15 protein-coding genes are annotated in these 21,827 nt (G+C 47.1%); all 15 read left to right on the forward strand.

Going from position 1 to position 21,827, the window contains the following annotated elements; genetic code table 11:
• Nucleotide 1 precedes the first annotated feature (1 nt).
• The 15 genes from icmH (at nucleotide 2) to ACRJJO_RS01900 (ending at nucleotide 21,819) form a co-directional block, all read left to right on the forward strand.
• A complete protein-coding gene (icmH, locus tag ACRJJO_RS01830; RefSeq protein WP_431064271.1) occupies nucleotides 2-1,363 on the forward strand; it encodes a type IVB secretion system protein IcmH/DotU in 1,362 nt (453 codons plus the stop codon).
• Nucleotides 1,360-4,929, forward strand: coding sequence for a type VI secretion system membrane subunit TssM (tssM, locus tag ACRJJO_RS01835; RefSeq protein ID WP_431064272.1), 3,570 nt, complete (start codon nucleotides 1,360-1,362; stop codon nucleotides 4,927-4,929). The genes icmH and tssM overlap by 4 nt, the downstream gene beginning before the upstream one ends.
• Nucleotides 4,929-6,527 carry a type VI secretion system-associated protein TagF gene (gene tagF / locus ACRJJO_RS01840; RefSeq protein WP_431064273.1) on the forward strand — a complete coding sequence of 533 codons (1,599 nt, stop codon included), beginning with the start codon at nucleotides 4,929-4,931 and terminating at the stop codon, nucleotides 6,525-6,527. The genes tssM and tagF overlap by 1 nt, the downstream gene beginning before the upstream one ends.
• Before the next feature lie 27 nt (nucleotides 6,528-6,554).
• Nucleotides 6,555-7,607: a type VI secretion system protein TssA gene (tssA, locus tag ACRJJO_RS01845; RefSeq protein ID WP_431064274.1), complete on the forward strand. Its 1,053-nt coding sequence runs from the start codon at nucleotides 6,555-6,557 to the stop codon at nucleotides 7,605-7,607.
• A 47-nt stretch (nucleotides 7,608-7,654) separates the two neighbouring features.
• Complete coding sequence (gene tssB, locus ACRJJO_RS01850; protein WP_431064275.1) at nucleotides 7,655-8,185, forward strand: type VI secretion system contractile sheath small subunit; 531 nt, start codon at nucleotides 7,655-7,657, stop codon at nucleotides 8,183-8,185.
• A 3-nt stretch (nucleotides 8,186-8,188) separates the two neighbouring features.
• On the forward strand, nucleotides 8,189-9,688 hold the full coding sequence (gene tssC / locus ACRJJO_RS01855) for a type VI secretion system contractile sheath large subunit (RefSeq protein ID WP_431064276.1): 1,500 nt from the start codon (nucleotides 8,189-8,191) through the stop codon (nucleotides 9,686-9,688).
• Between the two features lie 118 nt (nucleotides 9,689-9,806).
• A complete protein-coding gene (locus tag ACRJJO_RS01860) occupies nucleotides 9,807-10,298 on the forward strand; it encodes an Hcp family type VI secretion system effector (protein WP_431064277.1) in 492 nt (163 codons plus the stop codon).
• Nucleotides 10,299-10,648: 350 nt separating this feature from the next.
• Nucleotides 10,649-11,452, forward strand: coding sequence for a type VI secretion system accessory protein TagJ (locus ACRJJO_RS01865; protein ID WP_431064278.1), 804 nt, complete (start codon nucleotides 10,649-10,651; stop codon nucleotides 11,450-11,452).
• A gap of 3 nt (nucleotides 11,453-11,455) precedes the next feature.
• On the forward strand, nucleotides 11,456-11,956 hold the full coding sequence (gene tssE, locus ACRJJO_RS01870; protein WP_431064279.1) for a type VI secretion system baseplate subunit TssE: 501 nt from the start codon (nucleotides 11,456-11,458) through the stop codon (nucleotides 11,954-11,956).
• 3 nt (nucleotides 11,957-11,959) lie between these two features.
• Nucleotides 11,960-13,840: a type VI secretion system baseplate subunit TssF gene (gene tssF, locus ACRJJO_RS01875; protein WP_431064280.1), complete on the forward strand. Its 1,881-nt coding sequence runs from the start codon at nucleotides 11,960-11,962 to the stop codon at nucleotides 13,838-13,840.
• Entirely contained in the window at nucleotides 13,804-14,820 is a 1,017-nt protein-coding gene (tssG, locus tag ACRJJO_RS01880; protein WP_431064281.1) for a type VI secretion system baseplate subunit TssG, read from the forward strand. Before tssF ends, tssG begins: the two co-directional genes overlap by 37 nt.
• A 152-nt stretch (nucleotides 14,821-14,972) precedes the next feature.
• The gene (tssH, locus tag ACRJJO_RS01885) at nucleotides 14,973-17,690 is read left to right on the forward strand and encodes a type VI secretion system ATPase TssH (protein ID WP_431064282.1); all 2,718 of its coding nucleotides are present in this window, start codon (nucleotides 14,973-14,975) and stop codon (nucleotides 17,688-17,690) included.
• A 57-nt stretch (nucleotides 17,691-17,747) separates the two neighbouring features.
• A complete protein-coding gene (locus tag ACRJJO_RS01890) occupies nucleotides 17,748-18,479 on the forward strand; it encodes a hypothetical protein (RefSeq protein ID WP_431064283.1) in 732 nt (243 codons plus the stop codon).
• A 656-nt stretch (nucleotides 18,480-19,135) separates the two neighbouring features.
• On the forward strand, nucleotides 19,136-19,750 hold the full coding sequence (locus ACRJJO_RS01895) for a hypothetical protein (protein WP_431064284.1): 615 nt from the start codon (nucleotides 19,136-19,138) through the stop codon (nucleotides 19,748-19,750).
• Between the two features lie 125 nt (nucleotides 19,751-19,875).
• On the forward strand, nucleotides 19,876-21,819 hold the full coding sequence (locus ACRJJO_RS01900; RefSeq protein WP_431064285.1) for a type VI secretion system Vgr family protein: 1,944 nt from the start codon (nucleotides 19,876-19,878) through the stop codon (nucleotides 21,817-21,819).
• The last annotated feature ends 8 nt before the right edge of the window (nucleotides 21,820-21,827 follow it).

Consider the following 21,827-nt stretch of genomic DNA (forward strand, 5'->3'; position numbering starts at 1 on the left):
AGTGAATCAAGACGACCCATTCGGTAATTACATCGATGACGACAAAACCATCCTCAGGCCTACGCCGGGCGGAAGAAAGCCCAAACCTCAGGAGCCGATGCCGGCGCATGCACCCGATAAAGCGCCAATGCCTCCTGAAGGCCTACACGAACGAATCGTATATTCGAAAGATAACCCGTTGACTGCTAGCGCGTTGTCTTTGTTATCTTTAGTCGCGCAATTACGCAATACCGCATCGCATCCAGACATTGCTGGTCTGAGAGATAATGTGATCAACGAAGTCAAGCGATTCGAAACAAAAGCGTTAGGACGTGGCATCCCGCCCGATCAAGTACAGGCCGCGCGTTATTGTCTTTGTACCTTACTCGACGAAACGGTGCTAAATACGCCTTGGGGCTGTAACAGTATATGGAGCACGCACAGTCTGTTGATTACTTTTCATAAGGAAGCTTGGGGCGGAGAAAAGTTTTTCCAAATTTTGAAAAACATTATGCAGCAGCCCGGCACGCATCTGCATTTGTTGGAATTATTGTATTTTTGCCTTTGTCTCGGCTTCGAAGGGAAATACCGCATTCAGGAACACGGCATGACCCGGCTTGAAGAAGTTCGGGAAAATCTGTATCAAATCATACAGCGGCAGCGCGGCGATATAGAAAAGGAACTGTCGATACAATGGCAGGGCATCAAAGACAAACGTAATGTGTTGACCCGCTTGGTTCCGCTATGGGTCATCGGCGCGGTGGTCGGTATGGTTCTAATGCTGGCCTATCTCGGCTATCTCTATTTAATCAATGCCGCGTCCAATCCATTGCTGGCAAAACTCTATGCGATCAAGGACGGCCTTGAGCCGCTACAAGTCGCAGTCGCCCAACCGTTGCCCGAAACGCCTAAACCGCCCGATGCGCCTCCCGCTTATTCATTGTATGACGATATCAGCGGTTTTCTTGCGCCGGAAATTGCGCGCGGCGAAGTCGTGTTGGATCGCAAGAACGACAAAATCGTGTTACGCATTATGGGCAAGGGGTTCTTCGCTTCCGGTAGGGACTCGATAACCGCGAAATATTATCCGTTAATGAATAGAATCGGCGAAGCGCTTACCAAAGTTACCGGCAGTATTCTAGTTGTCGGTCATACCGACAGCGATCCGATTTTTTCGGCGAGATTTCCATCCAATTGGGATTTATCGAGAGCACGCGCGCAGTCGGTTGCCGATATGCTCAACAGCAAGCCGGGAATCGCTGCGACCATTACATCCGAAGGGCGTGCGGAAACGCAGCCGCTGGTGCCGAATGACAGCGCCGAACATAAAGCGATGAACCGTCGTGTCGAAATCATTTTTTCAGGATTAAAAGGACAAACGTGAAAAAAATCATCGGTTTCTTCAAAAATAAATGGGTCATTCAACTGATCGGCATTATTGCCGTCGGCCTGTTAATTTGGTTTTTCGGGCCGCTCATTGCGATAGCAGGAAGTGTCCCCCTTGAGTCCGAAGTTTCCAGGCTAATTACGATTCTAGTGATCGTCTTGCTCTGGGGATTGAATAATCTACGCATTCAGGTCAAAGCCAATCGCGCCAATACGCAAATGGTCAATGAACTGGTCGGGGGCGATGGAGCGCACGGAACGAGCGGGCCCAGTCAAGTCGAGCAAGACAGCGAAGAGGAAATCGGCGAACTCGGCAAGCATTTCGACGATGCGCTACGCACGCTAAAACAAATCAAAACCCAGTCGGGCCAGGGACGTCAGTATCTCTATGAATTACCCTGGTATATCATCATCGGGCCGCCGGGTTCCGGAAAAACCACCGCATTGATCAATTCGGGACTGGAATTTCCGCTGGCCGACAAATTCGGCAAAAACGCGGTCAAAGGCGTCGGCGGGACCCGAAATTGCGATTGGTGGTTTACCGATCAAGCGGTGCTGTTGGATACCGCCGGGCGCTATACGACGCAAGACAGCCATGAGGCGGTCGATAAGGCGGCATGGCTCGGTTTTTTGAATTTGCTGAAAAGACATCGGCCGCGCAGGCCGGTCAACGGCGTGCTGATCACGATGAGCCTGTCCGATTTGATCAAGCAGACCGAGGAGGAGCGAATTCAACATGCGCAAGCGATTCGGCAGCGTATTCAGGAGCTGCACGAACATTTCGGCATTCGCTTTCCGATCTATATGCTGTTTACCAAATGCGATCTGGTTGCAGGTTTCAACGACTTCTTTGCCGATCTAGGCAAAGAAGAAAGAACCCAAGTTTGGGGTGTTACTTTTCCTGAAGAAGATCAAGATCACCCTATCGATGTTGTTGGTCGGGTCGGCGACGATTTCGACGGCTTGTTGGATCGTTTGAATGCGCGTTTGCCGAAAAGACTTCAAGAAGAGCGTGATTTGCAGCGCCGTCATTCGATTTTCGGCTTTCCTCAACGCATGGCCTTGCTGAAAGAGAGTTTGTTGGAATTTCTTAAGGAGTGTTACGGCGCGAACCGATATCAACAAGCCCCTTATCTCAGAGGCGTTTATTTTACCAGCGGAACGCAAGAAGGCACGCCGATCGACCGTCTGATGGGGATTTTGGCGAGTACTTTCAGACTCGATCGTTTTTCGGTGCCGATGTTCAGCGGCAAGGGAAAGAGTTTTTTCATTACCCGTTTGCTGAAGGAGGTCATTTTCGACGAAGCCCTGATCGTCGGTTTGAACAAGCGCGTAGAGCGTCGTTATGCCTTGCTGCGTCAGGTTGCATACGGTTCGGCACTGGCTGTGACACTATTAATGGCGGCCTTATGGACTTTTAGTTTTACTCAAAATCAGTCGGCATTGAACGATCTGAGTCAAAAAATTGAACAATACGAACAAACCGCGGCGAATTATCCGAATCGATCGGACTTTGCCGACTTATTGAAACGCATGAATGCGATGCAAGACATTCAACGAGTTTATGGCGACGAAAAGCCCTTGTCGATGCGTTTCGGCTTGTTTCAAGGCAACAAAGTGCAACCGGTCATTAACGATACCTATGACCAAGTTTTATTGAAGCAATTTTTACCATTGATCAAGACAAGGCTAGAACAACGTATCCGAGGCGAAGAGGCGAATAACCCCGAAATTCTCTATGAACTCTTAAAAGTCTATTTGATGTTCGGCGAGCCCAAACGGCTCGAGCCCGGCTTGGTGCGGCCTTGGGTTGCTATCGATTGGAAAAAAAATTATACCGACGATGTTCAAGTCGGCTTGCTCGGTCATCTCGATAATTTGCTCAAGCTAAAAATAGAGCCCCAGCCGCTCGACCAGCGTTTAGTCGCCGCAACGCGGCAAGTGTTAAATCGCATTCCTGTTGCGCAGCAAGTCTATATGCGCATCAAGAGCGAGGCGATGCAGGATGGCAGCCGCGATCTTCGTTTGTCGGATGCGCTAGGGCCGAATGCGTCTCGGGTTTTTACGGTCGCGTCCGGAAAATTCGAACAGCAAACCATCCCTTATTTGTTCACGCACGACGGTTTTTATCAAGTATTTCTAAAACAAAACCAAGCTTTGGCGAAAGAGACAGTCGAGGATAATTGGGTGTTGGGCGATGTCGGTAGAGCCCGCGCGCCCGATCCCGAACGCTTGCAGCAAGACGTTCAGACCTATTACGACAAGGATTTCATTCAGTATTGGAGCAATATGCTGGGCAATCTAAAAATCCGAAGCGTCGGTAATATTCAGCAGTCGATCGAATTACTCGAATTCGCCTCGGCACCCAACTCGCCGATTCGGCTATTACTGGAGACTATCGACAAGCAGACCTCCTTAACACGCAAACCGCCGAGTCCTTTGGATGCTTTGGCGGCAGTCAAGGAAGGCGCGGAAAAGACGGTCGATTCGCGAACGCAAAAACTGTTGCAAGCCGCACAAGCCGAAGGTGTCGTGCAAGCGCCGACCGATCCGCCGGGCACCGTCGTCGAGCGCCATTTTCAACCGCTAGCCTCATTAGTCAGAAGCGTCGGCGGCGCCGGTGCGCCATTCGACCAGACCATCAATCTGCTCGGTCAGTTGTATGGCTTCATGATCGATTTGGGCAGTACTTCAGATAGCGGCGGGGCGGCGATAAGGATCGCCGCACAGCGCAGCGAAGGGGGCGGCGGAGGCGATGTGATGTCGCGCATGAAAATGGAATCGGCGCGTTTGCCCGAACCCTTGAAAAGCATGACCGAGAAGCTTTCCAGCGGCAATTTGAATCTGATCATGGGGTCGAGCAAGGCGCAGCTCAATAAGCTTTGGCAGAGCGAGGTCATGCCGCTCTATAAATCGGGACTCGAAGGCCGTTATCCGCTGTCCAGACGCGCCAGTCGAGAAATTACATTGCAAGATTTTAGCCGGTTTTTTGCACCGAACGGTATCCTGGATCAGTTTTTCAATGCCAATCTCAAACCGTTTGTCGATACCAGCGGCCGAACCTGGCGATTGATCACTCAAAATAATCAATCGATCGGTATTTCGCGATCGGTGCTGATGCAGTTTCAGTATGCGGCAAAAATCCGTGAAGTATTTTTTCAAGGCGGTAGTCAATTACCCTCGGTTCGATTCAACCTGAGACCGGTATCGCTCGATGCCAAAGCTTCACGGTTTTGGCTGAATTTGGAAGGTCAGCAATTGGATTACCGGCATGGTCCGGCGCGAAGTACTCAACTGCAGTGGCCTGGAACGGACGGAAGCGGTTCTGTGCGTTACGGTTTCGATACCTTAGACGGCCGTCAAGTCAGCCGTTCCGAGGAGGGCGCTTGGGCATGGTTTAAGCTGCTTGATAAAGCCCGAATTCAAATTACCGCGCAAGACAGGTTCATGCTGACATTTGCAATCGACAACTTGGAAGCGCGTTATGAATTGAGCGCGACCAGCGTCGATAATCCTTTTGCGCTCAAAGAACTGCAAAATTTTCAATTTCCAACGAGCTTGTAATGACTTTGCCTCATTCGGAACCCGGGTTTTACGGCAAACTGCCGATATTGGGCGACTTTGTTACCCGACGTTTGCCGCGCGACTTTCTGAATCCTTGGGATAGTTGGCTGCAAAGCTCGATTGCCGCCAGCAAGGAAGAATTGGGGGACGCATGGTTGAACAGCTATTTAAGTAGCCCGATTTGGCGTTTTGCGTTGAGCCCCGGAGTTTGCGGATATTCCGCCTGGGCCGGAATATTAATGCCCAGCGTCGATAAGGTAGGACGATATTTTCCGTTGACGGTGGCGGCGAGCATCGACAGCGGCAATTGCTTGGCTTATTTGATGTCTTCGGCCGAACAGTGGTTTGAGCATCTCGAAGAAGCGGCATTGAGCGGCCTGGAAGACGGGCTCGATCCTGAAGTATTCGATCGATTGATCAAAAATATTCCCGCCGCACCGTTAGGGGCTTCCGAGGTTTCAAGCAATGTTCGGGATATGCGCAGAAATGCCGGAAAAAAAGCATTTTATCTGTCGATGGCTCGTCCTGAATCGATTGCCGATGCTTTTGTCGGATTGAGTTCATCGTTAATGAACCGCTTTGTTCCGGGCTTTACACTATGGTCTACCGGCGGCTCCGAGGATCAGACTCCGTCATTGTTGGCTTGCGAAGGTTTACCGCCGATCGCTGCATTCTCCGGATTTCTAAATGGGCTTATTACGGAAAGAGGATGGGATATTGAAAAAGGTACGGTTCCGGAAAACCTCGATAAATTACACCATTCGGCCAATACGCCTGAGACTTTTATCGAGAAGACTCAGAATATTGAAAATGAGCATGATACCCTGCCGTTCTATATGACGACTGAAATCTTACCGGACCAACGTGAAGGGCATTGGCAATCTTGGGCTCTCACCGATACCGGTAAACGCCGTAAATTCAATGAAGATTCGATACTCGACAGGCCTGAAGCAGGTCTTTGGGCGGTTGCCGACGGAATGGGCGGACATCAAGCGGGAGATGTGGCTAGCCAATTGATTGTCGATAGATTGAATAAAGTATCGCCGCGTTCTGACTTAGAAGCATATTGTAAAGATGTTTCCGCCTGTATCGTTAATGTCAACAAGGAATTACGGGAGCTTTCCAGTAACAGCTATAACGATTCGATTGTTGGCAGCACCGTCCTGGTCTTGATCGGTAATTCAAATCGTTGCGCTTTTTTATGGGCGGGAGACAGTCGCTTATATCGGCTAAGGGACAACAAATTGGAGCAACTGACCCGTGATCATTGTGCTGAAAATGAGATTGCACCGGAACAATCGGTTTCTTCGGCAGGTTGGACGGTCAAACAATCGAATGTTATCACTCGTGCCGTGGGAGCCGATGACGAATTGGAGCTGGATTGCGGCTACTCCGACGTGCGCCTCGGTGATTTGTTTTTGTTAAGTAGCGACGGTTTAGATAAAGAGCTAAGCTTTAATGAAATTGAGTCTATACTACTTAAACAAAGTTTGAAGACGAGTGCTAAGGCATTGCTCGACCTCGCTCTTGATAGAGGCGCTAGAGACAATGTCAGTGTAATTGTCGTCAGTACCAACGGCAATTCGGTTGAAAAATAAAATTTTAATAAAATTGTCGTTTAAGGAGTGAGTGCATTGAGTATCGATATCGAAAAATATTTACAGGACATCGATCCTGATAATGTTTGCGGCGACGATCTGGAATACGACCCCGCTTTTATCGCGTTGGAGCAAGACATAATCGGCAAGCCGGAACAGGAAATCGGCGACACTATTCAAGAAGCCGAACCGCCGGACTGGAAGGAAATTAAAAAATCCGCTGAAGCCTTGCTAGACCGGACGCGCGATTTAAGAGTTCTGGTTTATTACTTGCGCACCTTGATTGCACTCGAAGGACTTACCGGTCTTAGCGAAGGATTAAAGTTAATCGACACATTGATCGCAAAGCACTGGGACGCTGTGTATCCTCGGCTCGACCCCGATGACGACAACGACCCTACTGAGCGCGTCAATATTTTGATGGCTTTATGCGATCATGAAACGATGTTGCGTCCTTTGCAGCTTGTTTCTTTAGTCGAGTCGAAAGCATTAGGCCGTTTTTGTTTTCGCGATTTCATGATTGCCGCCGAGAAAATGACGGTTTCCGAAGATGATAATGCCCCGAAATTAGGGACTATCGAAGCCGCTGTTCAGGATAGCGATATTGCTGCATTACAAAGTAATTTGGCATCGATCGTGGCAAGCGCCGAAAGCCTGAATAGTTTGGAAGACTTCGTTACTCAGCAAGTAGGCATCAACAATGCTCCTAACTTTGAGGCGCTTAGGCACTTATTGAAGGAGTTCGAGCATTTGTTATCGGGCTGGCTGGAGTCGCGCGGGGTCGACGACATCGACGCCCCACAAGTCGATCCGGAAAGCCAGGACGAGATGGCAAGTAGACCGCAAGCCACGAAAAAATCGATCTCAGGTGCCATCAATAACAGTCAAGATGTCCTAAATGCGCTCAAGTTGATTTGCGACTATTATAAAAAAAACGAACCGTCGAGTCCTGTGCCGTTGCTTCTTGAGCGAGCGCAGCGGCTAGTCGGAAAAAGTTTCATGGATGCACTCATGGATATTGCACCGGACGGCGTCAGCCAAGCCAGTATTATCATGGGGTCTAAGGGTGAAGATGAATAAATTGGACTCAGAATTTTCGTTACAAATTTCTATCGAGGAGGTGTTAAATGGCTGAAAGCAGTCAAAAGTTTATCGCGCGTAATCGCGCGCCGCGAGTACAAATCGAATACGATGTCGAACTCTATGGTGCAGAGAAAAAAGTTCAACTGCCTTTCGTGATGGGAGTACTCGCTGATTTGTCGGGAAAACCCGCCGATCCATTGGCGCCTGTCGCAGATCGTAAAATGCTCGAAATCGATGTGGACAACTTCAATGATCGACTGAAGGCAATGAAACCTCGGGTTGCATTTACGGTGCCCAACACCTTGACAGGCGAAGGCAATTTGAATGTCGATCTTACTTTCGAAAACATGGATGATTTTTCGCCGGCGGCTGTGGCAAGAAAAGTAGACGGACTGAATAAATTGCTGGAAGCGAGAACGCAATTGGCCAATTTGGTCACCTATATGGACGGAAAAGGCGGCGCCGAAGAATTGATAGCGAAGGTAATCAATGATCCGGCTTTATTGCAGTCGCTGACCGCAGCGCCGAAGCCGGCCGATCCAGCCGAAGCAAAAACCGAGGAAGGAGGAGAGTAAACCATGGCTGAAGCAGAACAGGCAACAGAAGCAGAAGTAACGACCGGAGAGGTCGCTGAAGGCAGCGATTTTTCGGCATTATTGACCAAGGAATTCAAACCGAAATCCGAACGAGCGAAAGAAGAAGTTGAAAGCGCGGTACAAACGCTTGCCGAATTTGTTTTAAAGGATACTTCGTTGGTATCCGATGACGCGATAGCTTCAATCGAGTCTATCATCGCGCAAATCGATAGTAAATTGACCGAACAAATCAACAAAATACTGCATCATGAAGACTTTAAAAAACTAGAAGGTACTTGGCGAGGACTGCATTATTTAGTCAACAATACCGAAACCGACGAGATGCTTAAAATTCGGGTCATGAACATCTCAAAGAACGAGTTAGGCAAGACGCTCAAGAAGTTTAAAGGGACGGCTTGGGATCAGAGTCCCATGTTCAAAAAATTGTATGAAGAAGAATATGGTCAATTCGGCGGCGAACCCTTCGGCTGTTTAATGGGGGATTATTATTTCGATCATTCACCGCCCGACGTCGAATTATTGAATCAAATTGCGAAAATTTCCGCCGCATCGCATGCACCGTTTATTACCGGTTTGTCGCCGACTACATTGCAAATGGACTCATGGGGTGAATTAGCTAACCCTAGAGATTTGACCAAAATCTTTTCCACCCCCGAGTATGCGGCTTGGCGATCGTTACGAGATTCCGACGATTCCAAATATTTGGGAATGGCGATGCCGAGATTTTTGTCCCGTCTGCCTTATGGAGCAAAAACCGACCCTGTTGAGGAATTCGATTTCGAAGAAGATACCGAAGCGGCCAACAGCGCCAATTATACTTGGTCTAACGCGGCCTATGCGATGGCGACCAACATTAACCGTTCGTTTAAACTTTATGGCTGGTGCTCAAGAATTCGCGGCATAGAATCCGGCGGTGCGGTTGAAGGTTTACCGGTCCATACCTTTCCGACCGATGACGGCGGCGTCGATATGAAATGTCCGACTGAGATCGCGATCAGCGACCGCCGCGAAGCGGAATTGGCTAAGTCAGGGTTCATGCCATTGATTCACAAGAAAAACTCGGATTTCGCCGCATTTATCGGTGCGCAGTCTCTACATAAACCGGCTGAATACGACGACCCCGATGCAACGGCAAATGCCAATCTAGCTGCAAGACTACCGTATTTGTTCGCAACTTGCCGATTCGCGCATTATTTGAAATGTATCGTCAGGGATAAAATAGGGTCGTTCAAAGAGCGTGACGATATGGAAAGATGGCTTAATAGCTGGATTAGTAATTATGTTTTGACTAATCCGGCATTGGCAACGGAAGAGGACAAAGCCATTCGTCCTTTGTCCGCCGCCGAGGTGGTCGTTGAAGAAGTAGAAGGTAATCCGGGGTACTATGCGTCCAAATTTTATTTGAGACCGCATTATCAGTTGGAGGGCTTGACTGTTTCCTTACGACTCACTTCCAAATTGCCTTCACAAAAAGGCGGTTGATGATTGTAAATGGATTTAAGCGGTAGATAAAATCTCTTGGAAAATGGTTAAATCCTTTTGAGATTATTCATCAGCAGTGTGTAATTTTATTTATTTCTGTAAATTATGAGGATAAACAATGATTTTATTAAAATTTGAACCCGAATTAAAAGGCGATTCCAAAGTCGATAAGCATGATGGTTGGATAACCATCGACTCAGTACAATGGGGGACCGGGCGCGCCGTCAGCTCTAGCGGAACCGGCGCCGACCGTGATACCAGTAACCCATCCTTTTCCGAAGTCACATGCACAAAAAGTATGGATATTGCCTCTGCTCAGTTAATGCAGGAAGCGGCATGCGGTAAAACATTGGATAAAGCGACTTTTCATTTTATTCAAACAGGCGGAAAAGATGCTTCCGGACAAGAGTTTGTGGAAATTATTTTAGAAAAACCGCTGATCAGCAGCTATAGCATGAGCAGCGGAGGTGAAAGGCCGAATGAATCCTTTTCCATCAACTATGTTGGTATCACATTGCAATATAACCAATTCGAAGAAGGCGGCACCGTTAAAAAAGGCGAAGCTAAAGGTTATGATTTAAAAACCAATAAAACCAAAAATAAAATCTGATGACTCCCTGTTTTAGCTGAATAGTGGTTGTAGTGTTTTTTGAAAGTTCAGCTAGGCGAATAAAATAAAGGAGCTACTCATCCTTCCGAATGGGCGGTTTATGCCGCCCACATTTTATTTATACCCATCGTAGATCAAAATTTGGTACCAGGGTGCCCGTCAAAGGCCCAGCACCTAAATTCCATAGTCCATTAGCTATGCTTAACTATTTTGGATAATTTAGGTGATGGGTGAATGCGTCCATGTAGACTCTATGCTTCGAGGGATCAGACAACCCAGTGCCTCCTCGGGCACTACCGAAATTTGAAGTGCGAAAGGTATTTGGATTTACGCTAGCCGAGGATCGATACATGTTAAACTGTGAACAAGCATTGAAAGACGGCAATCTTGAGCAAGCATTGGCCGACATTCAACAGGCCGTCAGAAAAGATCCTGCCAATGTCAAGAATAGAATTTTTCTCTTTCAGTTATTATCGGTTTTAGGTCAATGGGAAAGAGCGTTGACCCAACTCAATGTTTTGGCTGACATGGATGCAGCAACTCTGGCGATGGTACAAACCTATCGTGAGGCGCTTCGTTGCGAAATATTGCGTAAAGAAGTTTTCTTGGGCTTGAAAACACCGTTGATTTTCGGCGAGCCTCAACAATGGATGGCCTTGTTGTTACAGGCCCTTAATCTCACTGCGCAAGAAAAATACCAGGACGCTCAAAACCTACGTAATCAAGCCTTCGACAGTGCTCCGGTTACGGCCGGTTCGATTGATGGCGAGCGTTTTGACTGGTTGGCGGATGCTGATGTCCGGCTCGGTCCCATGCTTGAAACAATTATAAATGGACAATATTATTGGGTTCCTTTTCAACATATCACCACTATCCAAATAGAATTGCCGGAAGACCTGCGCGATTTAGTTTGGATGCCTGTGCATTTTGCTTGGCAAAATGGCGGCGAATCGGTCGGGTTTATTCCGACACGTTATGTCAACTCCGAAACTAATCGGGATGCGGCTATTCAACTGGCGCGCAAGACCGAATGGCAAGAGCCGCATGAGGGGCTATTCATCGGTCTGGGACAGCGCTTGTTAAGCACTAATCACAATGATTATGCCTTAATGGATGTCCGTGAAATTAGTTTTGATGGCACTGATAACACATAAGTCATGGCCGAACTAACCCAAAAAGAACGCCTCCAACCTTCGTTACTCGATCGATTGACGGATGATGAGCCGAACAATCGAGTTGAATCCAGAGATAAACGAGTGTTATCGATGCAGAAATTGAGGCAGTCTGTACTGCGTGACGTTTCCTGGCTATTGAATGCCGATTCGTTCGAATCCGTTGCCGATTTGACGGATTATCCGGAAGTCGCTCAGTCGGTTATCAATTTCGGCATACAAAATCTGGCGGGTACTTCTGTGGTCGGCGCGGATTTAACCAATATAGAAAGAAAACTTAAACAAGCCATTACCGTCTTTGAGCCGCGAATTCTTCCCAATAGTTTATCGGTTAAAGTATTGTCGGCGGATGTGATGAATCAGCAAGCTATCAGTTTCGACATTGAGGCCAATCTTTGGGCGCAGCCCCTTCCAATACATCTTTATTTACGAACTGAAATCGATGTATTGACCGGCGATGTTAATCTACGCGACATGGGCGGTTAAGGCATGGATCCGAAATTATTGCGTTATTACAACACGGAACTGCACCATTTGAGGGAAATGGGCGGCGAATTTGCCGTCGAGTTTCCTAAGATTGCAGCGCGCTTGGGCATGGATAGCTTTGAATGCGCCGATCCTTATGTCGAACGATTATTGGAAGGATTCGCCTTTTTGGCGGCACGCGTCCAATTGAAGCTCGATGCCGAGTTTCCGCGATTTACCCAGCATTTGCTGGAAATGATATATCCGAATTATCTCGAGCCGACTCCGTCTATGGCCGTCGTGCAATTTCAACCCGATTTAACGGAAGGTTCGTTAAGTGAAGGTTTTACGATAGAAAGAGCAACCGCGCTACGAAGCCAGACGTCAAAAGGCGAACAAACCCCCTGCGAATATCGCACCGCGCACGAAATCAAACTTTGGCCTTTACAAATTCAAGAGGCGGAATATCTGCCGAATCTTGGTGCCGTGGCGAACCTCTGCTCACATAATCTGAGCGGTGTAAAAGCTGCGATTCGCATCCGGCTGAAAACCACTGCAGGTTTGAAATTCAATGAGTTAAAACTGGATTCCTTACCCGTTTTTTTACGCGGGCATGGAGAATTGCCGATGCACTTGTATGAACAATTGATTGGTGATTCGTTAGCCGTTTGCATGCAGCCGACCGAAAAACCTTATCGCTGGCAACATTTAGTCAAAGATAATGCGATAACCCGGATCGGTTTTTCCGATGAAGAAGCCTTGCTCAATTATTCGCCTCGTTCTTTCCAGGGTTACCGTCTTCTGCAAGAATACTTTGCCTTTCCGGAGCGCTTTATGTTTGCAGAATTTAACGGTTTCGCTCAAGCTTTGAATCAGTGCGATGCTGAAGAGATGGATTTAATCGTTCTGCTAAAACGAAGTCACGCAAAACTGATTAATGCCGTCGACAAATCTCAATTTGCGTTGTTTTGTACTCCGGCGATCAATCTGTTTCCCAAGCATGCCGATCCTATCTATATCGATCAGAAGTCATCCGAATTTCATATTATTCCGGATCGCTCTAGACCGATGGACTTTGAAATTTGCCAAGTCAAGGAAGTCATTGGCATTGGGAGCGGAGGCGTCAATGAAAAAAAGGAATTTCAGCCTTTTTATCGATACAGCGACGAACGAAGCCATGACGTCCGGCCTGCTTATTATTCGTTACATCGTCAACAACGGAAGGCTTCGTCGAAACAAAAACGTCAAGGGCCGCGATCGAGTTATATCGGCAATGAGACTTTTATTACGCTGGTCGACGGACAATCGGCGCCTTACGGTAAAGACCTTAAACAGCTATCGATCAAGGCGCTTTGCAGTAATCGCGATTTACCGTTGCTGATGCCGTTGGGCGGCGGAAAAACCGACTTCACGATGCAGAAGGGCGCACCGGTCGAAAGCATCCGTTGCCTTTCAGGTCCCACTAAGCCTCGGGCATCGACCGCCTATGGCAATGTCAATTGGAGTTTAATCAATCATTTGTCGATGAACTATTTAAGTTTAATCGACCGTAATGACAAAGAAGGTGCCGTCGCTCTGAGAAGTTTATTGAAGTTATATAGCGAATACAATGTTGCCGCTATTACTAATCAGATCGAGGGATTGTTGTCGATTCAAGCGAAAGATATCGTTAGGCGGATCAATACGGCTGGCCCTATCGTTTTTGGGCGCGGCTTAGAAATAACCTTGAACTTCGAAGAGTCCGCTTTTGAAGGCATCGGGGTCTTCTTGATGGGAGCAGTGCTGGAAAATTTTTTAGCCCGCTATGTTTCAATTAATTCGTTTACCGAAACCGTGGTCAAGTCCCCGGATCGTGGAGAAATCATCAGATGGCCGGCGAGAATAGGTCGAAGAAAAACGATTTAATCGAAGGCTTACTCGAACAGCCGCATCAATACGATTTTTTTCATGCCTTACGGTTGATTGAATGTAGCCATGACGATAAACCTTTGATAGGACAATCCGGTCGGCCTGTAGAAGACGCGGTAAGGTTTGGTCAAGAAGTCTCCATGGCATTTGAGTCGTCGACATTGAGTCAATTTATTACGGCTCACGAAGGGAAGCCGGCCCGATTGACTCAGCGTTTTTTAGGACTGTTCGGACCCAACGGTCCGATGCCTTTGCATCTGACTGAATATGTGCGAAGCCGGGAGCATAATTTTCATGATCATACTCTGGCTCGATTTGCCGATATTTTTCATCATCGCTTGGTTGCGTTGTTCTATCGCGCCAAAGCGGATGCCGAACCTGCCTTCAGTTTCGACCGGCCCGACGAAGACCGGTTTGGCGATTATTTAGGAGCGTTAGCGGGGATCGGCGATGAGGTATTTCAAGATCGCGATGCGATGCCGGATCTGGCCAAGTTTCATTACATAGGCCATTTAGCGAATCAGGCTAACAATGCTGACGGGCTGATTGCTATCCTGGCCGATTTCTATAAATTACCGGTGAGACTCAATGAGTTCATCGGCGAATGGTTACAGATAGAAACCGAGGATTTGACCCGATTAGGTGAATCGACCAAAACCGGTAGATTAGGCGAGTCGGTCGTATTGGGCTCCAGAGTTTGGAGTTGTCAGCATAAATTCCGGGTTCTGTTCGGGCCTTTGACCCTAACAGAATATGTCAGCTTGCTGCCTTCCGGTAAACGGTTGGAAAAATTGATTGCGATCGTACGAAACTACAGTGGCTTTGAGTTCGATTGGGATGTCAATTTAATCTTGAAATCTGACGAGGTACCGATGAGTCAATTGGACGGCGGCACACGACTGGGCTGGACAAGCTGGCTCGGTGAGCGACACAGCACCGAAGATGCGAATGATCTATTGCTCAATCCGATACGATGATGAGTTGATCTAAATTTTTGAGTAGTGGGCAGTACGTAATGAATGGAAATAGCGTTTAAGTGTTGGCGGAAAAGCCTATTGATGAGTGGTGCCGAAGTTTGAGCGCAGATATAAGATGCGGGTCATTTTGACAATTATTTTAGGAGTGAGTTATGGGTGATATCAGTCGTGTCGCATTATTCGGTAAGCTGAATAAAGTGTGCTACAAATCAATAGAGGGAGCTACCGTGTTTTGTAAAATGCGCGGCAACCCTTACGTGGAACTGACGCATTGGTTGCATCAGATTCTTCAGTTGCAAGACTCGGATCTCCATAAAATCATTCGTCAGTTTAATCTCGACCCGTCCAAATTGGCGCGCGACTTTACCGAATCGTTGGATCGGCTCCCAAGAGGCTCTACATCGATTTCCGATTTATCGTCGCATGTCGAAGAAGCTGTCGAGAGAGGATGGGTATATGGTACCCTAATGTTCGGTGAATCGCAGGTACGTTCGGGACATTTGGTTGTTGGTATTCTTAAAACAAAGGGTTTGAATCATGCCTTGCTCGAAATTTCCAATGAATTCGGAAAAGTCAAGCCGGATACCTTAACCGAACGTTTCGCGGAGATTGTCAGCGGCTCGCCTGAAGAAGGTCTTCATTCAAGCGACGGTTTTCAAGTCGGGGGCGGTGCTGTTCCGGGCGAAGCCAGCGGCGCGATGTCACCGGCACAGATGGGTAAACAAGAAGCCTTGAAACAATTCACCGTCGATTTAACCGAACAGGCACGCCAAGGCAAGATGGACCCGATCGTCGGGCGCGATGAAGAAATCCGTCAGGTCATCGATATTCTAATGCGTCGCCGTCAAAATAACCCGATATTGACTGGCGAGGCCGGCGTCGGCAAAACTGCCGTCGTTGAAGGCTTCGCGCAGAAGATCGTCGCCGGGGACGTGCCGCCGTCCTTGCTGGACGTCACGTTGCGTACGCTTGATGTCGGTTTGCTGCAGGCAGGCGCCAGTATGAAAGGCGAATTCGAGAACCGCTTACGTCAAGTGATCGAGGAAGTGCAATCATCCGAAAAACCTATCATTTTGTTCATCGACGAAGCGCATACCTTGGTCGGCGCCGGCGGCGCAGCAGGCACCGGCGATGCAGCGAACCTTTTAAAACCGGCTCTGGCTCGAGGTACGCTCAGAACCGTCGCGGCTACGACTTGGGCCGAATATAAGAAACATATCGAAAAAGACCCTGCATTGACGCGGCGCTTTCAAGTCGTGCAGGTGCTGGAACCCAGCGAAGAAAAAGCGATACTGATGATGCGAGGTGTCGCATCGGTCATGGAAAAACACCATCAGGTTCAAATACTCGATGAGGCTCTGGAAGCTGCGGTAAAGCTGTCTCACCGATATATTCCCGCCAGGCAGTTGCCCGATAAATCGGTCAGTTTGCTCGATACTGCATCGGCACGCGTAGCAATCAGCCAGCATGCCGTTCCTGCCGCAGTCGATGATTGCCGAAAACGGATTAACGGATTGGATACCGAATTGGCGATCATCGGCAGAGAAAAGTCGGTTGGCGTCGATATCAAAGACCGCGAAACGATTGTTCTGGAAAAACTAAAAGCCGAAAAAGATCGCTTGGCATTGCTAGAAGAGCGCTGGAATAACGAACGGGAACTCGTAAAAAACATTTTAGATATTCGTCAAAAACTGCGTGAGCAGGGCGGTAAAGTAGAGGGGACCGACAGCAAACTCGAAAAAGCGGTTGAAGAAGTTGCGGAAGTCGAGTCCGACTCGGCAACACGCGATAGTCTGCTTGAAGATTTAAAAAACTTGTTATCTCAATTGCATGATTTGCAAGGCGAATCGCCGTTGATTTTACCGAGCGTTGACGCTCAAGCCGTGGCTTCCGTCGTCGGCGATTGGACCGGAATTCCTGTCGGGCGTATGGTCAAGAATGAAATCGAGACCATTATTCATCTGGCCGATACTATCGAGCAACGAATCATCGGACAACGCCATGCGTTGGATATGATAGCGCGGCGTATTCAAACCTCACGAGCGGGTCTCGATAATCCGAACAAACCGATCGGCGTGTTCATGTTGGCCGGCACGTCGGGAGTCGGCAAGACCGAAACCGCTCTAGCTTTGGCCGAAGCCTTGTACGGCGGCGAGCAGAATGTTATCACAATCAACATGAGCGAATACCAGGAAGCCCATACCGTATCGACGCTGAAAGGTGCGCCTCCGGGTTATGTCGGATACGGCGAAGGCGGGGTGTTGACCGAAGCGGTTCGCCGCAGGCCTTATTCTGTTGTATTGCTCGATGAAGTCGAAAAAGCGCATCCGGACGTTCATGAAATTTTCTTCCAGGTTTTCGATAAAGGCTGGATGGAAGACGGCGAAGGCCGGATCATCGATTTCAAGAATACGCTGATTCTTTTGACCACCAATGCCGGTACCGAGCTGATCGCCAATCTCTGTAAAGACCCGGATTTAATGCCGGAGCCGGAAGGCATTGCCAAAGCCTTGAGAGAACCGTTGCTAAAAGTCTTTCCGCCGGCATTGTTGGGTCGTCTAGTCGTTATTCCATATTACCCGTTAAGCGACGAAATGATCGCCGCAATCGCGAGATTGCAGTTAAAACGTATCGAAAAACGTATTGTTGAAAATCATAAAGTACCGTTCACCTATGATGACGACGTCATCAAGTTGATAGCCGAACGCTGTACCGAAGTCGAAAGCGGCGGGCGCATGATCGACGCAATATTGACTAATACGGTTTTGCCCAGTATCAGCTCCGAGTTTTTAACGCGGATGATGGAAGGTAAGACAGTTGAAAGGGTGCATGTCGGTGTGGCGGATGGAGAGTTTGTTTATGAGTTTTGACTGGAATAAAAGTGTACATATATTACTGTTTTTTATCTAAATTAACGGGAGAATATCATGGCTTTTAAATTTTACGACGCCAATGAGATATATAGTAATGCGCACTGGAGGAACGAATGCAATAACAATCCAGGTGGGCCTAGTGGCGTAATTACACAGTCTATGCTTGTGAACAAACTTGAAGCCGAGATTAACTTCGAGAGAGCAAGAATATGGGCAAGAAAACATACTTCAACTGGTCTCAGAATAATGGATGAGGTGCGGAATTCTAAGACAATAATCAATGTCATTGCTTGGAGAAGCACGAACCCAATCCAGCCTGGATTTAGTATGTTCTCAAATGACAGCCCAATGCCGAATGAAGGTACGATATTCGTAAACTTGGATCAGTTGGTTTCTGTTGCTACTCCGAATCCTGAGGATCAGAATAAAAATAACATGCTTAACAACTTTGTATTAATACTGCATGAGGTTGGGCACGCGAAGCAGTTTATTGATAATCCATCGTGGTTTCGTTCAAATCAGAATACTAGCGATTACATCAGTATAGTTAAGCAAGATGTTCTCCAAAATATTGCTCGTCAAACAGGTAAGAGTTGGGGTATAGATGCCAAGGCAAACAGGATCCTTGGCAATGCGCATAAAGCATTCTCATCGGCAATCGAATGGGAAAATTACATATATCATGAAGGGCCGATCTGCGATGAAATTGGTGTAGCGAGGCGTATACGTTATGACAACCTGAATATGCATTTTGGCGATACTTTTACTGGAGGTGGTACGGGTTAATTAATAATAGGTCTTACATTTGACCTTAAAATTGTGTTTTTTTGAGGATCGTTGAATTTTAGATCTGTTACTTAAATTTCGGAGTTCGCGAATATTCGCAAGCTATTGAATTATAATATATTATAGTCGGTAATTAGGGGCATATTGGATGTCTTGACTTGGGAAATTGAGATCATAACTTATTGACTTAATTAGGTGGTAGGTAACAAACAAATCAAAGCTAAATGCCAGATTATTCTACAATTATAAAAAGTCAAACAATCAATAATTGCCAGATATGTCTTGAAACATATTATATAAATCATTTTCTACTAATCATTTTTTTGGGAGCTCTGAAACTATAATTGCAGGGGGAGTGAATAGTTACCCGAAACGTTATACCCATCGTAGATCAAAATTCGGCACCGGGGTGCCCCCGTCAAAGGACGCCGTGAATACGTCCATGTAGGCTCTATGCCAGCTCCATGCCGGCCCCTCACTAGCGATAGGTGAGGACCCGAACACCCCGGCGCCCTTCGGGCACTACCGAAACTTGAAGTGCGAAAGGTGTAAGTAGTTAAGAAAAATGCAAGGCCTAACTGTTCATAACAAACATTTGTGTCATGACTGCATGTTAGGTAGTCGATAAAATTATTATTCATTAAATTGAGGTATTTATGCCAGCTGTAGACCGCTTTCTTTCTGACCCTGTTGATTTTATGCAAAATAACATCGTTTCCACGCCTGAAGGAGGTGATGTTAATAAAACAGGAGGTAAAAAATTTTTTACTCTGGAAAAACTTAATGGTCTAGCAAGTAGTGTCGAACGTCCAGGGGCGCAGATTGCAACTTATATGGCTCGGCCTGCAGGTAATGGGGGTAATGCTGAGGGCATAATGGAAATATATTGGTGCCCTTACCAGGATGACTCTATTCAGTCTACGACAGTAAGCAATGCCGCAAATATCATGTTTACTGCGCCGATGAACGGTTGCAGCTTTGGCGTTGGTTCTCCAGCCGAGGATGGTTCATGCTATGTCGCTCACATTAATATGAAATCGCAAAATAATGCATGGAACAAACAGGACGCTATCTTGAAGGGTAGCAAACTGGGAAGTACGATCGTGAGCCCGCATATGTATATGGGCTCGGATAAAGATCCTGTTCATGTGATCACTTTTGGTGTCCGTAACTCAAAAACTAGGCAATGGAGTTTTTATTACCAGCTTACCAAAATGGGTGTTGGCGCAAACGGTATTATCAAGACATTGATTGGAGTGTTTCCAGTCTGAAATTAAGTTAAGTAAGCAATGGAACTGACAGCATATAAGCTATAAACTTTGATATAAATAAGTCAATAAAACCAATTTTTCAGTCGCCTCTGTTAGACCACTTTATAACCGGAATTTTATAACTTATGGCACAAAACAATAGATCCGTTACTGCCGATACTCCTTTAGGTGATGATCAGCTAGTTTTCTATAGCATGGCAGGTACGGAGTCCATCGGTCGATTATTCGAGTTTGAGGTTGAGTTAGTTCGCGATCTGAAACTGGGTAGTGTCAAAGCCGATCAATTGTTGGGCAGGGGAATGACAGTCAAGCTGGATCTGCCCAACGGGGGCACGCGGTTTTTTAACGGTGAGATCGTGCAATTCAAGCATATAGGGCTCCGTAGTCGCTTTAGTTGTTACCGTGCAACATTAAGGCCTTGGTTATGGTATTTAACCTTAAATGCCGATTGCCGAATTTTTCAAGACAAATCGGTTATCGAAGTGATAAAGGCCGTATTGGACAACTATGCTTTTGTCGATGTTCTATATAAATTGGACGGCGAATACAAAACCTTGGATTATTGCGTTCAGTATAGAGAAAGCGATTTCGATTTTATCAGTCGCTTGATGGAACACGACGGTATCTTTTATTACTTTGAGCATCAAGACGGTAAACATAAATTAGTGATTACCGATTCGAACAAAGCTTTCGAAACTCAAAGCGGTTATCAGTCCATTCCATATTTCCCGAAGGGAAACATAGTAAACCGCGAGCGCGATCACATTCACGAGTGGTTACAAGAAAATCAAGTCACAGCAGGTAAATTCGAATTGAATGATTTCGATTTTGAATCGCCGAGCTCCGATTTAACGATCAAAAAACATAATCCGGGGGGGTATTCTCAATCCGGACAGGAAGTCTACGATTTTCCAGGAAAATTCTCGTCATCAACAGTAGACAGCAAGCTGGTCGATAAGCGCTTGGAAGAACGGCAAAATGCCTATTCCATTAAGCGAGGTCAAGGCAATGCTTTAGGCCTCATTCCCGGCATGAAATTTACACTAAGCGATTTTTATTTTGACGAAGAAAACATCGAACATGTCGTTGTGTCGGCATCCTATATTATTCAAGGCGACGATAGTGTTTCAGGCATGGGTGGCAGTGGTGAAATTTTTCAATGCAGTTTCGACGCGATCGATGCAAAGCAAGCCTTTCGATCGCTCAGGTCGACACCCAAACCTTCGGTTTCAGGGTCGCAGACCGCGATTGTCGTCGGTCCTTCAGGTGAGGAGATTTGGACTGATAAATACGGCCGCGTCAAGGTGCAGTTCCATTGGGATAGAGAAGGGCAAGACGATGAAAACAGTTCCTGCTGGGTCAGAGTTTCACAGCCGATGGCCGGTAAGAAATGGGGTTGGATATCGTTGCCACGGATCGGTCAAGAAGTTGTCGTCAGCTTTTTAGAGGGCGACCCGGACCGCCCATTGATAACCGGGAGAGTTTACAACGACGATCAAATGCCGCCTTATGATTTACCTTCCAACAAAACTCAAAGCGGTATCAAGACCCGCAGTTCAAAAGAAGGTACGGCCGATAACTTCAACGAATTACGTTTCGAGGACAAAAAAGGCGAGGAAGAGGTTTACATCCATGCCGAAAAAGACCTCAATTGTGTAATCGAAAATAATGAGACTCGCAAGATCGGTTTGGATAAAAAAGATAAGGGCGATCAAACGATCGAGATCCAAAACGATAGAACCGTTACTTTGCATGACGGTAACGATAAGTTGAAAATTGAAACAGGCAATCGTAACATCGAGATCGATCAGGGTAATTACGATTTGAAGGTATCGACCGGCAATCATTCGGTCAAAATCGATTCCGGTAAAAGCACGATTGAAGCGATGCAATCCATCGAGCTCAAAGTGGGTGGCAACAGTATCGAAATCACCCAAGCAGGGATCACGATCAAAGGAACGATGATAAAAGTGGAGGGCAGTGCGATGTCTGAAATAAAGAGCCCAATGACCACGATCAAAGGAGACGGCATGTTGATTCTGCAGGGCGGTTTGACAAAAATTAACTAGCGTATGGG

Origin of the sequence: Methylotuvimicrobium sp. (assembly GCF_050611805.1) — a bacterium.
Taxonomy (GTDB): domain Bacteria; phylum Pseudomonadota; class Gammaproteobacteria; order Methylococcales; family Methylomonadaceae; genus Methylotuvimicrobium.